Source organism: Candidatus Ponderosibacter sp. Uisw_141_02, from assembly GCF_048087665.1.
Taxonomy (GTDB): domain Bacteria; phylum Pseudomonadota; class Alphaproteobacteria; order Puniceispirillales; family Puniceispirillaceae; genus UBA3439.
The window spans coordinates 1383618-1398912 of sequence record NZ_CP159807.1 but is presented as its reverse complement, the minus strand read 5'-3'; the positions used below and the strand labels follow the sequence as shown (position 1 = coordinate 1398912).

Sequence of the window (15295 nt, the reverse complement as noted above, 5' to 3'; positions counted from 1 at the left end):
TGGAATATGTTTGGCGCATTCCTTGGATTATTCTCGGCTGATATTGGTATTGATCTTGGAACAGCGAACACGCTGGTTTACGTCAAGGGGCGGGGTATCGTTCTTGATGAACCATCAGTTGTTGCAATGGCTGAAATCAGAGGCAAAACACATGTTCTTGCCGTTGGTGAAGAAGCCAAAGTCATGCTTGGAAAGACACCTGGAAATATTCGTGCCATCCGGCCCATGGCTGATGGTGTGATTGCCGATTTTGAAGTTGCAGAAGAAATGATCAAGCATTTCATTCGCAAGGTGAATGGCCGTATGTCATTTGCCAGCCCGCAAGTCATCATTTGCGTGCCATCAGGGTCAACTGCGGTTGAACGCCGCGCCATTCAAGAATCGGCTGAGGCTGCTGGTGCGCGGCGGGTCTTTTTGATCGAAGAGCCAATGGCCGCGGCAATTGGCGCCAATTTGCCAGTAACCGAAGCATCAGGCTCGATGGTCGTTGATATTGGTGGAGGCACGACCGAAGTTGCCATTTTGTCGCTTGGGAATATCGTTTTCGCCCATTCGGTTCGTGTTGGTGGCGACAAGATCGACGAGGCGATCATTGCCTATATGCGCCGCACGCACAATCTTTTGATTGGTGAAGCCACTGCCGAACGGATCAAGAAAAGCATTGGCGTTGCGCGCAAGCCAGAAAAAAGCAGTGGCAACAAAATTGAAGTTCGTGGCCGTGATCTTGTCAACGGCGTACCAAAGGAAATCGGTATTACCGAGGCACAGGTTGCCGAGGCAATTTCGGATCCGGTTCGCCAAATCGTTGAAGGGGTGAAAATGGCGCTTGAACAGGCACCACCTGAATTGGCGGCAGATATTGTTGAAAAAGGCATTGTAATGACTGGCGGTGGTGCGCTACTGCGAGATATTGATGGTGTTCTTCGTGATGCGACTGGGCTGCCAATTTCAATTGCCGAAGACCCGCTTAGCTGCGTTGCTCTTGGCACCGGACGTTGTCTTGAGGAACTGAAAACCCTTCGGAACGTCCTAATCGGCGCCTAGACAAAGGAGAGCGTTATGCGCGTGTCTGATAAAGCCAGAGTCAGACAAAGACGTATCGTGCATGGCGGTCTTATTCTTATAAGTTTTTCCCTGATGTTTCTTGGCAAGGCAGATTTGGCTGCTTTGCGCAATTTGCGTATGGGAAGTAATGATTTTCTTGCACCGATTGTTGATGTTGTTTCGGCGCCCATCCGCGGCATTGAAACGATGATCGAAGGCGTGCGGACCGTGGCGTCGCTGCGTGCCGAAAATGTGCGGCTTCAAGGTGAAAATGACTTGCTGAAACGCTGGCGTCGCCGCGCTGAAATTCTGGAAAGTGAAAATCGCCAATTGCGAAGTGTGACAGGCGCGGCAACGGTTGAAAACCGGATGCCAATTACCGCACGCGCGGTGACTGCGCCCGGTGGTGGCTTTGCACATACGGTGTTGATTTCAATCGGTAGTGAAAAAGGCATCGTGCAGGGCAATCCAGTTGTCACCGCCGATGGATTGGTTGGTATTGTCATTGACGTTGGCAGAGCCTACGCCCGCGTTCTGTTGATAAGTGATATCAATGCACGAATTCCGGTCATTCTGGCCTCATCATCATGGCCGGGTCTGACCGTTGGCCAAAACGGCCAGTTTCTTGATCTACAATTTCTACCTGATGAGGCCAAGCCAACAATCGGCGAACTGGTGCTGACATCAGGCCATGGTGGTGTTTTGCCAAACGGTTTGCCGGTCGGGCGGGTGGATGAGATCAAAGATGGCAAAATTCGCGTCCGACCAGCAGTTGATTTTCGGCATTTGAATTATTTGTCGGTTTTGGTCGGTGGGCTTGATGGTATCGATAACAGCAACCTTGATCTTGCCGATTTTTACACACCATTGCCAATTGATGATTTAACGCGGCTTCTTGAAGGCCTGAATTCGTCAGGAAAACGCAGATGAAGGATCAACGGTCTTATTTCGAAAAGGCCGATTTTCAATCGGATTTGCCGCCTCAGCTTTTGACGGCGGTGTTTGGTTTGACCCTTGTTTTGCTGGAATTGGCGGTTGCACAATGGCCGATTTTCTACGGATCAGCGCCAAACTTGCCGTTAATTTTTATCTATTACATGATCATTTATCACGGCAAATATATGCCGATTTTCACGATATTTTTGATGGGAATCATTGGTGATTTTCTGTTGTCCGATCTTTTGGGTGGGCGGGCAACGTCCTTTATGTTGCTTGCCTATGTGATGCAGCTTCGGCTTTTGCGGCTACAGCAAAGTGATTTTGGCCAGCTATGGGTTGATTTTGCGATGAGCTGTGCGGCGGTATCGCTGTTCCAGCTATTGCTGTTTTCAGCGGTGAATTTTGCCATTCCGTCGCTTAGCCCGATCCTGTTTCAAGTTGGGGCAACGCTTATCCTGTTTCCGATTGGCTTTGTGCTGATTTTTTCCGTCCACCGCTTGCTGCAAAAGGTAAAGATGGTCTGATGTCCCGCGCCAAGACAAAAGATTTACGGCGTATCATGAGCCGCCGCGGGCTGCTTCTTGTTGGAGGCTCGGCCTTGCTCACCAGTTTTTTAGGGGCGCGGCTGTTCCAATTGCAGGTGGCGCAGAATAATCGATATCAGCGCCTATCTGACCGCAATCAATTCGATGTGCGGATTGTGGCGCCAACAAGGGGCCGCCTTTTTGACCGGAAAATGCGACTTCTTGCCGGTAATGCCGAATCTTTCGAGCTTTATCTCACGCCACTTTATGTTGATGATCTGCAACAGACGCTTGCTGCGCTTGGGCAAGTTATCGAGCTGAGTGAAAGAGACATAAAGGCGGTATTGCTTGCCGCAGGCAAAGGCCCGTCCTTTCGTGATATTATCGTTCGTAATGATCTGTCGCAGCGCGAATTGGCACGGCTAGCGGTGCGAAGCCCGCTATTTGGCGGGGTCAGCTTTAGAAAATCGCTGCGGCGCATCTATCCGCAGGGGTCGCTTGCGTGTCATATAACCGGCTATGTCTCGCCAGTGACGGCGCGTGAACTTGAACGTAATCAATCATTGGAAAAAACCCCCTATCTTGGCACTGGAAAGGTCGGCGTCGAACTTGCGCATGAAGATTATCTTCGTGGGCTGCCCGGACGAGAACGTATCGAGGTGAATGCAAAAGGTCAGCCTATCCGCGTGCTTCGTGATGTTGATGCTATGTCGGGAAAGGATTTACAGCTTTCGATTGATGTTGAGGTTCAGCTTCAGGCGGCTGAAATTTTGCGGCGTGGTCAGCTTGCGCCAGTCGAGTTAGGGTCACTGCAGGTGCAGCGCGCCTTGGCCAAAAACAGTGAGTTGCAGGCGCATATCGCGCTTGGTGATGATCTGGTTTTGCGGGATGCAAAAGACCGGCTTGTGCCACCAGAATTGGGGGCGGTTGTGATTATGGATATCCATAGCGGCGAGGTCTTATCACTTGTATCAGCACCAATGTTTGATCCGAACCTGTTTACCGGAACCTTGCTTACCCGTGATTGGCGACGCCTGAATTCACATCCGCGCACCCCTTTGCTGAACCGTGCGACGTCGGGTCAATATGCCCCCGGATCAACCTTTAAGATGGCGGTGGGTCTGGCTGCACTTGAGGCAGGGGTTATCTCGAAAAACACCCAATTTAACTGTTCTGGTGATATGGAACTTGGTAATGCAACCTTTCATTGCTGGCGAAAGGGCGGGCATGGGATGATGAATATCATCTCGGCGCTTGCACAATCCTGTGATGTGTTCATTTATGAAGTTGCCTTGAAAACTGGAATTCGAAAAATCAAGGATATGGCGCATCGGCTTGGTCTTGGTGATGTAACGGGGATCGGCCTTCCCGGGGAAAAACAGGGCATTATTCCAAGTCATGAATGGAAATTGGCCAATCAGGGCAGGGTGTGGACACCGGGGGAAACCGTTGTCTCATCAATTGGTCAGGGGTATGTGCTGGCAACACCGCTGCAATTGGCGGTTATGACCGCACGCCTTGCCAATGGCAAACAGGCAGTCGCACCGCGACTGGTCAAATCAAATGGGGATGCAGTGCCTGATTTTGCGCCATTGGATATTGACCCTTATGCGTTGGCAATTATTCGCGAAGGCATGTTTGAAGTGATGAATGGCAGGTTTGGCACTGCACGCAATTATAATCTGGATAGATCACTTGGCGGCATGGCTGGGAAAACCGGAACCGTTCAGGTTAAGCGCATCACCAAAGCCCAGCGCGAAGTAGGGATTGTCAATAACATCGACCGGCCATGGGCCGAGCGTGACCACGCGCTTTTTGTTGCCTATGCGCCGGTAAAGCAGCCGCGCTATGCGATTTCGGTGGTGGTTGAACATGGTGGAAGCGGCTCATCAACCGCCGCACCAGTTGCCCGTGATATCCTTACCCAATTAATGCAGAAACAGGGCTAGATATGACGGTTCTAAAAATCCTGCTTCGCATTCCTTGGCATTTGTTGTTCTTGGCTGGTATTTTGGTGCTTGTTGGCTCGCTGGCGCTTTATTCCGCATCGCAAGGGTCGTGGCAACCATGGGCTGGTAGACATGCAGTTCGCGCAATTGTGGGGATGGCGCTTGTTGTTTGTATTGCCTTTATTGATTTCAGTTTTATCAAACGTATGTCCTATGTGTTTCTGGCAGCGGCAATATTGGTTTTGCTGGCGGTTATGGTTGTCGGTACGGGACAGGGTGTTTCGCGCTGGATCAGCATTGGCGGGATGAATTTCCAACCATCCGAGCCAGCCAAGCTGGCGGTTATTCTGGCATTGGCGCGCTATTTCAGCAGCCAGCCACATGACCGGATGCGCAGCTTGGTGTGGTATTTTCCAGCCTTTGCCATTATCGCCGTACCATTTGCGATGATTGTGAAACAGCCCGATCTTGGAACGGCGTTGATGCTGTTGTTTGGTGGTCTTGTTGTGGTGTTTTCGGCCGGTCTACCATGGCGATATGTATTTGGCTCGCTGGCGGCGGTGTTGGCGGCGGTTCCGCTATTATGGTTACAGCTCAAAGCCTATCAAAAGGTGCGCGTGATGACTTTTTTAAACCCCGAATCTGATGTTTTGGGCGCGGGCTATCAGATCGCACAATCGAAAATTGCCCTTGGGTCGGGTGGGTTTTTTGGCAAAGGGTTTCTGATGGGAAGTCAAAGCCAGCTAAATTATCTTCCCGAAAAGCAAACCGACTTTGTTTTCACCATGATTGGTGAAGAATTTGGCTTTGCTGGTAATATCTTTATCTTGCTAATTTATCTATTGATAACCATCGCAATTTTGCGGATTAGTTTTCGCGTGAATAGCCGGTTTGCCCAGCTTACCTGTATCGGCATCGGCATGATGGTGTTTTTCTATATGTTCGTGAATGTGGCGATGGTGACTGGTTTACTTCCCGTTGTTGGTGCGCCATTGCCGCTGATTTCTTATGGCGGCACGTCAATGCTAACCGTTTTCATTGGCTTTGGTATTGTTGCCAGTGCCATTGTTCACGACCGGCGGCAAAGCTAGGCAAATCGCTGGCGATCGTCATTAACCGCGCATTTATTTTAAATTAAGTGTATTGGATATAATCTTGGCCAGCCGATATTACAATAGTCGTTGTTGGCATGCCATGTGTTCAGATTATGAGGAATTGAAATGTTTTCGTCTTTTTTTAGATCACGGCAATGGGCGCTTTGGGCTTGGCTTGGTATGGTGGTTATTGTTGGCGGTACCTATTATCAGGTGCAAGTCGATGTGATGATCAATGAATGGTTTGGCCAGTTCTATGATATGGTTCAAAAAGCGTTAACAACGCCAAATGCAGTAACGCAAGCCGAGTTTTTCGGGGCTTTGCTCAGCTTTTTCAAGATCGCTGGCATTTATGTTGTTATTGCAACGCTGCTAAGCTTTTTCTCAAAACATTGGGTGTTTCGCTGGCGGACGGCGATGAACGATTATTACACCCGCAACTGGAAGAAGCTTCATCATATCGAAGGCGCGTCACAGCGGGTACAAGAAGATACAAAACGTTTTGCCGCGATTATGGAAGGGCTTGGCGTTGCGTTTCTTGACTCGGTTATGACGCTTTTTGCCTTTTTGCCGATCCTATGGAGCCTGTCCAAAAATGTGACCGAACTGCCGTTTTTTGGCGCTGTCGAACATTCACTGGTTTATGTGGCAATTGTTTTTGCACTTTTCGGTACGGTTGTTCTTGCCGTTGTTGGTTACAAACTGCCGGGTCTGGAATTTAACAATCAGGTGGTCGAGGCGGCCTATCGCAAACAATTGGTTTATGGTGAAGATAATGTAGACCGGATCAACCCGCCAACGGTGAATGAGTTTTTTGGGAATGTGCGGAAAAACTATTACCGCCTGTTTTTCCATTATCTTTATTTTGATGTTGCCAAGATATCCTATTTGCAGGCTGGTGTGCTTGTTCCTTATGTTGCCTTGGCGCCAACAATTGTGGCTGGCGCGATCACCCTTGGCGTGATGCAACAGATTGTGCGGGCATTCGGACGGGTTGAGTCATCCTTGCAATTTCTGGTTCGCAGCTGGTCAACAATTGTCGAGTTGATTTCGATTTACAAGCGCCTTCGGTCGTTCGAGGCAGTTCTTGAAGGCAAAGATGTGCCGCATTGGGAAGGTCAAAAAATCGACTAGCCATAACCTCTGACGATAAGGCGGTGTGTTTTGCCGATGGCGGAACGCACCGTTTTATATGGGTTAGGCGGTAATCAGCTTACTTGTCGCATGGCCATCAAGTGTCGAGATGATCAGCACCTGTCCACCGCGTGCTGCCACAATATCCGCGCCAACAACCTGATCGGCGGTATAATCGCCGCCTTTTACGATGATATCAGGCTGCAAGGTTGCAATAAGGTCAAAGGGTGTGTCCTCGTCAAACACCGCTACAGCATCGACAAAGGGCAGTGCAGCCAGAACGGCGCTCCGCAGCTCGGCTAATTGATGTGGGCGTCCAGCGCCCTTTAAACGCCTTACAGAGGCATCTCCATTTAAGCCGATAACCAGCTTGTCAGCATTTTGTGCCGCCTCACTCAAAAGATGGATATGCCCCGGATGCAGCAAATCAAAACAACCATTGGCAAAAGCGATTGTTTGACCAGCATCGCGCCAATTGGTGCATTGCATGGCAATGCTTGGCCAATCGGTTTGCGGCGGCGTGCCTGCCAAATGCGCCAAAATTTCACCTGGTGCAACAATGGCGGTTCCCGATTTGCCAACGGCAACACCGGCAGCGTGATTGGCCAGCCGGACAGCATCTTCTAAATCAGCACCAGCAACCAACGCACCGGCAATCATCGCCACCACCGTATCGCCAGCACCGGACACATCGAAAATATCGCGTGCGCTTGCTGGATCATGGAATTGGGTGCCATCCGCCTTGCTAAGCATCATCCCGCGCGCGCTCATGGTGGTTAGAATGCTGCCAATGCCAAAGTCTTTGGCAAGCGCGGTTGCTGCCTCGCCAATCGTCTCAATTGAACGCAATGACTGAGCAGTGGTGTTTTGCAATTCTGTAAGATTTGGCGTTAGCAGATCGACACCGGTATAGCCCGAGATATCGGCACGTTTTGGATCAGCGATAATCATTTTGCCTTTCGCCTTGGCATGAGCAATGATTTTTGCAAGAAGCGATAGCGGCAAGGCACCTTTGGCGTAATCAGACAGCACCACCAGATCGGCATCCTGAATCGCGGGCAGGGCATGTTTGGTAAATTGTTCGGTGGTGGCAGCGTCAATATCGATTGTGATCTCATCATCAACGCGCAAAATTTGCTGGCTGCCAGCCCGAAAACGCGTTTTCAGGCTTGTTGGTCTGCCGGTGATGATAACCGGATCAAAGCGGATAGCGGGAAGTTTTGCCAATTCGTCATGCAATGATTCGCCGGCTTCATCATCGCCGCAAACGCCAATCAAATGCACATGCAGCCCCAACTGTGCCAGATTAAAGGCCACATTTGCAGCCCCGCCCGGCATCTGACGAACACGGCTTTGGCTTAAAATCGGAACGGGCGCTTCGGGCGAAATGCGGGTCACGGCACCATCGACAAACCGGTCAAGCATCACATCGCCAAGAACAAGCACCTTTTTGGCTTGAAGTGAGCAAAGCAATCTTGCGGCAGTGGCGATGTTAACATTCATTCGGGTGGCTCATTTTCAGCAGGCGTCAGATGAATTTATCTATTTGGTATCATTTTCGCGGACGCTGCGATAGCGGGTGGCAGCATCATGGCGAACATCAACCGCGCTTCGCGTCGTTGCGATGGCATTCGGCGGCACATCGGCAGTGATGGTGCTGCCAGCGCCAATAATCGCACCGGCGCCAATTGTCAAAGGGGCAACAAGCGCGGTATTTGATCCGATTGACGCGCCATCACCGATCAGGGTTTTGAATTTGCCAAAACCATCATAATTACAGGTAATGGTGCCAGCCCCAACATTGGCGCCAACGCCAATTGTTGTGTCACCAATATAGGTGAGGTGATTGGCCTTGCTTCCAGCGCCAATGACAGCTTTTTTCGTTTCGACAAAATTACCAATCTTGACGCCTTCATCAGCATTTGTGCCCGGGCGAAGCCTTGCATAGGGGCCGATAATGCAGCATGCGCCAAGCGTTGCGCCTTCGATATGCGAGAATGATTTAATGATGCAGCCTTCGCCAATCACGCTGCCAGCACCAATAACAACATGCGGTTCGATAATCACATCACGGCCAAAACGGATATCGGCATTTAGAAAAACCGTTTCTGGCGCTTGTAGGGTTACGCCCTGTTCCATCGCGCTTTGGCGAAGCCGCTTTTGCAGGATCGCCTCGATATGTGCCAAATCTTGGCGGCTATTGACGCCGGCAATTTCGGTTTCGTCGGTAGTGCGGTACATGACGTTCAATGCCTGCGCATTGGCATGATAGACAATATCGGTAAGATAGATTTCGCCTTTGGAATTATCTGACCCAACCTTTTCTAGAAGGTCAAACAGTAATGGGCAGCGCACTGCCATAACGCCGCCATTGACCAATTTCAAAGCGCGTTCGCTGTCACTGGCATCATTATGTTCGATAATTTTTTCCAGCTTTTGATCATCACTGGTAATTAACCGGCCATATGCGGTGGGATCAGCCGCTTCAAACCCCAAAACAGCGATATCGGCACCATCGGTAATTGCCGCAGCAAGGCTTGATAGGGTTTGCGCCGTTATCAATGGTGTGTCGGCAAACATGATCAGAGCAATGCCGTCAAAACCGGCTAGGCTGTCGCGGGCCGCCAATACCGCGTGGCCGGTGCCTTTTGGTGGGTCTTGGATACAGCTTTTTTGACCGCCAAGCCAGTTGATAATCGCATCTGATTCCTTTGGTAGAACCGTTACAATATGGCTTGCCGCCGCTGCCTTGGCAGCGTCTAGCGACCATGCCAGCATTGGCCTGCCACCAATTTGATGAAGCGGCTTTGGCAAAGCAGAGTTGAGACGCGTGCCTTTTCCGGCAGCAAGAATGATGGCAGCTATTTTCATATAAAATTTATAATCGGAAATACCGCTTAATGCCAAACATTTGCGTGATGCGGTTTTGCTTTTTGCTTCAATTTGGAAAAAATCACCAAAAAGCCCCATTCCGGCCTTTCTTTCAAATAAAAATATATCTATCACAATGCGATAAATAAGCTGATACTGAAAGCCAATGGCATTTGCGATCGAGTCTAGGCGTTTGGGATCGTCTGGGCTTTCGTTAGATCGCTATCAGGCCATGAAAACTGGCGTAAAGATGAAGAAAGAGGCTATCTGATGTGCGGAATTGTTGGTGCGGTTGGACATAAGCAATGCAGTGATGTGCTTCTTGATGCGTTAAAGCGTCTTGAATATCGCGGTTATGACAGTTCGGGCATTGTTACGATCCATGATAGTGCGATTGCGCTAAAACGCGCCGTTGGCAAGCTTGTAAATCTTGATTTGGCACTCAAAGAAACGCCGTTGCTTGGTGATATTGGTATTGGTCATACGCGCTGGGCGACGCATGGCGGTGTTTCAAACGAAAATGCGCATCCACATGTGGCATCGGGCAGGGTCGCGATTGTGCATAATGGCATTATCGAAAATCACCGCACCATCCGCGCACGGCTTGAGGCCGCCGGCCACCAATTTTCCAGCGATACCGACTCTGAAGTTTTGGCGCATCTGTTTGTCGAAGCGTTTGATGCTGGTCTGGATCCGGCAATGGCAACGCGTCAGGTGCTTGATGAAATTGATGGCGCCTATGCTTTTGCGGTGATGGCGATTGATCATCCTGATTTATTGATCGTGGCGCGTAATGCCTCGCCGCTGGCTTTGGGCATTGGTGATGATGCTTGTTATATCGGGTCAGACGCAATTGCTTTGTCGCATTTAACGCGCAAAGTGGTTTACCTAAAAGACCATGATTATGCGCTGGTTCGCGCCGATGGGGTTTCGGTTTATCAAGCCGATGGCACGCCGGTAAATCGGGAGGCGGTGATTGTGGCGGCAAGCCCGGGTCTGGTCGATAAGGGCGGTTATCGGCATTATATGGAAAAAGAAATTCACGAGCAGCCGGATGCCATTGCCCATTCGCTGGCGGCGATGACAAATGAATATGGCCGCTTAACCGCACAGATGAGCGATGAGGCACTTCGGTCAATTGACGGAATTGTTATGGTGGCAGCCGGCACCAGCCATTATGCAACGCAGATTGCCCGCTATTGGATTGAATCGCTGGCGCGGGTGCCGGTGGCTTGTGAAGTGGCATCCGAGTTTCATTATCGCCAGCCAGCAACAGCGCCCTATAATACGGCAATCGCCATTTCGCAATCAGGCGAAAGCCTTGATACGCTCATGGCAATGCGCCATGCAGCGGTGTGCGGCCTGCAAACCATCGGGCTGGTCAATGTGCCAAGCAGTACGATTGCACGTGAGGCAGATTTTGTTTTGCCAACTCGGGCAGGGCCGGAAATCGGCGTTGCCAGTACCAAGGCCTTTACCGCGCAATTGACCGTTTTGCTGTGTTTTGCCGTGGCGTTGGCACGCGCCAAGGGGCAAATTGACGAAGCACGCGCCGAAGCCATTCATGCTGAAATCCAAGCCTTGCCCAGTTTGGTTGGCAAAGCCCTTGGCCTTTTTGATGCCATCCGGCCAGTCGCGCATCAGCTATCGCAAGCCAAATCGGCGCTATATCTTGGGCGCGGGGCGCTTTACCCGCTGGCAATGGAAGGCGCGTTAAAGCTGAAAGAGCTAAGCTATATCCATGCTGAAGGCTTTGCCTCGGGTGAAATGAAGCATGGGCCGATTGCGCTGATCGAAGAAGACCTGCCGGTTGTTGCCTTGCTGGCGGCCGATGCGGTGATGGCAAAGGCCAGCAGCAATCTTCGCGAGGCCAGCGCCCGTGGTGGCAAGATCATCCTTTTGTCCGAAGCAAGAGCCGCCGCCGAGGTTGATTATGCCAGCGCGGTGATCACCGTTCCTGATGTTGATCCGCTTCTTGCGCCCATCCTGATTGCCATTCCAGCGCAGATTTTGGCCTATTTAACCGCGGTTGAAAAAGGCACCGATGTTGATCAGCCACGCAATCTGGCAAAATCAGTGACTGTAGAGTAGATTCAACTGATGAAATAACTTCGGTTGTTTCCTCTACTGATGAAATAAAAAACTCCAAGTTTTCTCACTATTTGTGTTTCTGCGTTTCGGTAAAAACCAACCAGTTTGTGTATAAACAGATTGAGAAATACTCACCTGAGCAGGAAAAACTCCACAACTACATTAAGTCTCTGCACGACTCTGGAATGTCGTATCGCAGAATAACTAAAGTCCTCAATGAGAAGGGAATAACCACTCATAGAGGAAAGAAGTGGGGTGTAACTGGAAACTCTGTCTATTCGGTTCTCAAAAGGCACAAACAACGAGACAACCGATTAGAGGATATCCATAGGGAATATGAACCAGAGTGGGGAAGAATGAAGATTATTTGGGAAAGAAACCAAGACTGACATATCTCTTTAGGTACTTGCATTCTTTATAGATTAGAAAACATCTGTAGGATTCGGGGGGTACTACTTCTTCTTACTCTTCCAAGTTCCACCGTATTAGTAAGTAACCTGAAATCGTGATTTAACGTCTTTCAGGCACTCCCCACAGAGAAACACCTTCGGATATTGAATTCGGTACGATGGAGTTACTCTGGTTAAACATTACTCATGCCGAGTTGTAAGCATGGTAAAAGGTACTTTTTATGTTGTACCTGGGATACAAACATTTATCTGAAAGTACCCTCAATGTGTGCTTTTTCGATTATTGAACTACTGAAATCTTTTTCAAATCTTTCTAAAGTATATTTAACTGCACTAAAACCTGATGCTTTTGCTTTGACATCTTCTTTTTGGGCATAGATCGCAATCCTATATGTATGTTTTCCATCAGGAGGACACATTCCTTTATAACCTGACCCACCATGACCCTTGCCAATAGTTCCCGCAGGTTTGGTTCCAATGTCCAACGAAAAATCACTAGTGGCAACTGGCACATTGAAAACGTTCCAATGGACCCATATTTTGCCAGCAGGTTTAATGGCATCTGGATCGTCCAAAATTATTGAAACACTTTTTGTACCTGCAGGCAGGTTCGATGCAGAAATTTGGATACTCTTATCTTTGCCACCTTTTTTTCTGCATGCGTGAATTTTGTTTATTTTTCCATCGACAACACTGTCAGATGTTAAATTAATTTCTGCAGTTGCAGTCTGCGATCACACAAACAGTCCAATTAAAATGTATGATATAAACTTCATTTGAGACTCCGTTCTTAAAATGCGACAGTGGACTAGCAGTCTCATTTTGCGACTAAGAAGTAAATAACTCAACCTATTTATAATTGGATGTTTGAAACAAAGAACAACCTATTTCATCAGTTCAATCCAATCCGTGACTGTAGAATAAATCATTGAAATTATTTAATAAAAATTCATTACAGAATGACTAGGTAGATGTTTCTGTGAGGATGTGGTTCTGATATTGCCAAATTTTTTGAAGTGAATTTATGAAATGTCTGTTTCAATCAAGAAATTAAGTGATGATGTCTTCGAGGTGACTGTTGCAAAAACCTCGACAACCAATCACACGGTAACAGTTACTGACCAAAGTCTCACTGACCTCACCGACGACAATGCGACAAAGACGCAACTGTTAGAGTTCTCCTTCAACTTCCTTCTCGATCGAGAGCCAAACACGTCTATTCTGTCGTCATTTGATATCAACGTAATTTCGAAATACTTCTCTAACTACAAAGATGAAGTCAGACGATGGTGCGATGAGAGTTAGAGATTTGCAATATCTTCTAATTTATTCAATGATGTTGATGAAAATTTTTTTAAATAAGATACTAAAAGTGAACAAAAATATAGATAAATTATAGCCTTTTTTTCTTCAGATAACCATATTTCGGTTTAAATGCATATAGTTAAATAAAAACATTAGGTTAACATTCAAAGTGTTAACGCTAATATAATGCTGTTCACGAAGCTTTACAAACTGGAGGGCAATCGCTTGTTACGTCAAACCGTCATTTCAGCTCTTGCGCCCGAGATCAGTGTGTCTTGCCAGATTCTGGTGCTTGGCAGCATGCCGGGGGCAATTTCGCAAAAAGAAGCCGAATATTACGCGCATCCGCGGAATTTGTTTTGGGATTGTGTCGAGACCGCGTTTCAGATTGACCGAAACGCGCCTTATCAAGCGCGGCTGGCGGCGTTGAATGATGCACACATCGGGCTGTGGGATGTTTTGGTATCATGCAGCCGCAAGGCATCATCGGATGCAACAATACGCGATGCAAAATGCAATGATTTTGTAAAATTATTGTCAGCCTATCCCCAGATTAATCGCATTTGCCTAAATGGCCGCACCGCCTTTGATTATTGGCGTCGTTGGGTCATACCGTCTTTTACCGATGAAATAGACAAGAAATTGCTTGCTGATGTTGAAATCATTGGCTTGCCGTCAACATCGCCTGCTCATGCCGCATTATCGCCTGCGGCTAAAATTGACGCATGGTGCGCCGCGCTAAGCAAGAGATGATCTGGAATTCGAACAGGTGATTTTTAGGTTTATCGTACAATTTTGAAACATTGAAACGGCGATGAGAACCTGTTACCAATTTTCCTGCTGGCGTGATTGAAAGCCGTTGTTCATATCAAAATTGAGCCTATGTCAAAATCGATGAAAATTTCTGAATTTACGGATGATCAGAGTGGCCAAGTGATCGCCCTATGGGAAAAATGTGGCCTTACCCGTGGTTGGAATAATCCAGAAAAAGATATTGCCCGCAAAAACAGTGATCAGAACGGCTTATTCCTAATTGGGCAAATTGATGGGGTGCTTATGGCCTCAATCATGATTGGCTATGACGGGCATCGGGGCAGCATTAATTTTCTTGCTGTCGACCCTGATTATGCGCGCACCGGTTATGGCAAGATTTTGATGGCCGAGGCTGAACGGTTTCTGCTATCGGTTGGCTGTCCAAAGATCAATTTTTGTGTCAGAACCGATAATGCCAAGTTTATCGAATTCTACCAGCAGCTTGGCTACGCGATTGAGCCTGTTTACCTTCTTGGCAAGCGTTTAATCAAAGACGACTAAATTGGAACTCTGTTAAGTGCTTGCTTTTCTTTCCTTATTGGCCTTTGTTACCTTCATGGTTGGCACGCCCGGGCCAGCCAATTTGATTGTGATGCTTGCCGGGGTTCGCCAAGGGCTGCGTCAATCTATTGGCTTTATTCTGGGGCTGATTGTCGGCAAAATCGCGCTCAATCTGTTTATTGGATTTGGCTTTGGCCTTGTTTTGGCCGAAGCGCCTGTCTGGCAAATGCTGTTTAGCTATGTCAGCGCTGGTTATATGATCTGGCTGGCGTTAAAATCATGGCCAGCAAGCGATGCCGACACCAGCAACGCTGAGCCTGCGCAAGATCATTTCCGCTTTCGTAATGGCTTATTTGTGCACCCGCTAAACCCCAAAGCATGGGTTATGTGTGTCTTAGCATGGGGTAATTTTGCCCCAGCTCTTGGTGATTTTTCGGTTCAATTACCTGTTGTTATCCTGACCTTTGTCATTTGCCAACTTTGTTTACACAGCCTTTGGTGTTGGCTTGGAACGATTATGGGCAAAAGCCTTCGCAATAATATAGGGCTAACGCGTGCGATGATCATTTCAACCGTTATCATCGTGCTGATTGCTGTTTTACTGTAACGAATTATACGAC

General features: G+C 48.5%; 14 protein-coding genes. 11 read left to right on the top strand and 3 right to left on the bottom strand.

What is annotated here, in order from left to right:
- The first annotated feature begins 6 nt into the window (after window positions 1-6).
- The 6 genes from ABXT40_RS07100 to ABXT40_RS07075 all read left to right on the top strand — a co-directional run bounded on the left by ABXT40_RS07100 (window position 7) and on the right by ABXT40_RS07075 (window position 6684).
- The gene (locus ABXT40_RS07100; RefSeq protein WP_443644928.1) at window positions 7-1044 is read left to right on the top strand and encodes a rod shape-determining protein; all 1038 of its coding nucleotides are present in this window, start codon (window positions 7-9) and stop codon (window positions 1042-1044) included.
- Between the two features lie 15 nt (window positions 1045-1059).
- Window positions 1060-1974, top strand: coding sequence for a rod shape-determining protein MreC (mreC, locus tag ABXT40_RS07095; protein ID WP_443644927.1), 915 nt, complete (start codon window positions 1060-1062; stop codon window positions 1972-1974).
- A complete protein-coding gene (gene mreD, locus ABXT40_RS07090) occupies window positions 1971-2507 on the top strand; it encodes a rod shape-determining protein MreD (RefSeq protein WP_443644926.1) in 537 nt (178 codons plus the stop codon). Before mreC ends, mreD begins: the two co-directional genes overlap by 4 nt.
- Window positions 2507-4456 (top strand): penicillin-binding protein 2, encoded by a 1950-nt coding sequence (mrdA, locus tag ABXT40_RS07085; protein WP_443644925.1) that lies wholly within the window; start codon window positions 2507-2509, stop codon window positions 4454-4456. The genes mreD and mrdA overlap by 1 nt, the downstream gene beginning before the upstream one ends.
- A 2-nt stretch (window positions 4457-4458) precedes the next feature.
- Entirely contained in the window at window positions 4459-5547 is a 1089-nt protein-coding gene (gene rodA, locus ABXT40_RS07080) for a rod shape-determining protein RodA (RefSeq protein ID WP_443644924.1), read from the top strand.
- Between the two features lie 129 nt (window positions 5548-5676).
- The gene (locus ABXT40_RS07075) at window positions 5677-6684 is read left to right on the top strand and encodes a putative transporter (RefSeq protein ID WP_443644923.1); all 1008 of its coding nucleotides are present in this window, start codon (window positions 5677-5679) and stop codon (window positions 6682-6684) included.
- Window positions 6685-6747: 63 nt separating this feature from the next.
- On the opposite strand, the gene ABXT40_RS07070 is transcribed toward ABXT40_RS07075, so the two are convergent.
- Both ABXT40_RS07070 and glmU read right to left on the bottom strand, forming a co-directional pair.
- Window positions 6748-8187, bottom strand: a complete 1440-nt coding sequence (locus ABXT40_RS07070) for a PfkB family carbohydrate kinase (RefSeq protein WP_443644922.1) — start codon at window positions 8185-8187, stop codon at window positions 6748-6750.
- A gap of 39 nt (window positions 8188-8226) precedes the next feature.
- Complete coding sequence (glmU, locus tag ABXT40_RS07065; RefSeq protein WP_443644921.1) at window positions 8227-9654, bottom strand: bifunctional UDP-N-acetylglucosamine diphosphorylase/glucosamine-1-phosphate N-acetyltransferase GlmU; 1428 nt, start codon at window positions 9652-9654, stop codon at window positions 8227-8229.
- A gap of 171 nt (window positions 9655-9825) precedes the next feature.
- On the opposite strand from glmU, the gene glmS reads away from it, so the two are divergent.
- A complete protein-coding gene (gene glmS / locus ABXT40_RS07060; protein ID WP_443644920.1) occupies window positions 9826-11646 on the top strand; it encodes a glutamine--fructose-6-phosphate transaminase (isomerizing) in 1821 nt (606 codons plus the stop codon).
- 107 nt (window positions 11647-11753) lie between these two features.
- Window positions 11754-12035, top strand: a complete 282-nt coding sequence (locus ABXT40_RS07055; RefSeq protein ID WP_443644919.1) for a recombinase family protein — start codon at window positions 11754-11756, stop codon at window positions 12033-12035.
- A 266-nt stretch (window positions 12036-12301) separates the two neighbouring features.
- On the opposite strand, the gene ABXT40_RS07050 is transcribed toward ABXT40_RS07055, so the two are convergent.
- Window positions 12302-12724, bottom strand: a complete 423-nt coding sequence (locus ABXT40_RS07050) for a YbhB/YbcL family Raf kinase inhibitor-like protein (RefSeq protein ID WP_443646978.1) — start codon at window positions 12722-12724, stop codon at window positions 12302-12304.
- Window positions 12725-13586: 862 nt separating this feature from the next.
- Between ABXT40_RS07050 and ABXT40_RS07045 the strand changes: the two genes are divergently transcribed.
- The 3 genes from ABXT40_RS07045 (at window position 13587) to ABXT40_RS07035 (ending at window position 15282) form a co-directional block, all read left to right on the top strand.
- The gene (locus ABXT40_RS07045; protein ID WP_443644918.1) at window positions 13587-14114 is read left to right on the top strand and encodes a DNA-deoxyinosine glycosylase; all 528 of its coding nucleotides are present in this window, start codon (window positions 13587-13589) and stop codon (window positions 14112-14114) included.
- 141 nt (window positions 14115-14255) lie between these two features.
- Window positions 14256-14675 (top strand): GNAT family acetyltransferase, encoded by a 420-nt coding sequence (locus tag ABXT40_RS07040; RefSeq protein WP_443644917.1) that lies wholly within the window; start codon window positions 14256-14258, stop codon window positions 14673-14675.
- A gap of 16 nt (window positions 14676-14691) precedes the next feature.
- Window positions 14692-15282, top strand: a complete 591-nt coding sequence (locus tag ABXT40_RS07035) for a LysE family translocator (RefSeq protein ID WP_443644916.1) — start codon at window positions 14692-14694, stop codon at window positions 15280-15282.
- Window positions 15283-15295: the final 13 nt, after the last annotated feature.

Bases quoted from the DNA above. Each gene is read 5' to 3' on its own strand.
- ABXT40_RS07100 (WP_443644928.1), top strand. From the start codon at position 7: ATGTTTGGCGCATTCCTTGGATTATTCTCGGCTGATATTGGTATTGAT.
- mreC (WP_443644927.1), top strand. From the start codon at position 1,060: ATGCGCGTGTCTGATAAAGCCAGAGTCAGACAAAGACGTATCGTGCAT.
- mreD (WP_443644926.1), top strand. From the start codon at position 1,971: ATGAAGGATCAACGGTCTTATTTCGAAAAGGCCGATTTTCAATCGGAT.
- mrdA (WP_443644925.1), top strand. From the start codon at position 2,507: ATGTCCCGCGCCAAGACAAAAGATTTACGGCGTATCATGAGCCGCCGC.
- rodA (WP_443644924.1), top strand. From the start codon at position 4,459: ATGACGGTTCTAAAAATCCTGCTTCGCATTCCTTGGCATTTGTTGTTC.
- ABXT40_RS07075 (WP_443644923.1), top strand. From the start codon at position 5,677: ATGTTTTCGTCTTTTTTTAGATCACGGCAATGGGCGCTTTGGGCTTGG.
- ABXT40_RS07070 (WP_443644922.1), bottom strand. From the start codon at position 8,187: ATGAATGTTAACATCGCCACTGCCGCAAGATTGCTTTGCTCACTTCAA.
- glmU (WP_443644921.1), bottom strand. From the start codon at position 9,654: ATGGGGCTTTTTGGTGATTTTTTCCAAATTGAAGCAAAAAGCAAAACC.
- glmS (WP_443644920.1), top strand. From the start codon at position 9,826: ATGTGCGGAATTGTTGGTGCGGTTGGACATAAGCAATGCAGTGATGTG.
- ABXT40_RS07040 (WP_443644917.1), top strand. From the start codon at position 14,256: ATGAAAATTTCTGAATTTACGGATGATCAGAGTGGCCAAGTGATCGCC.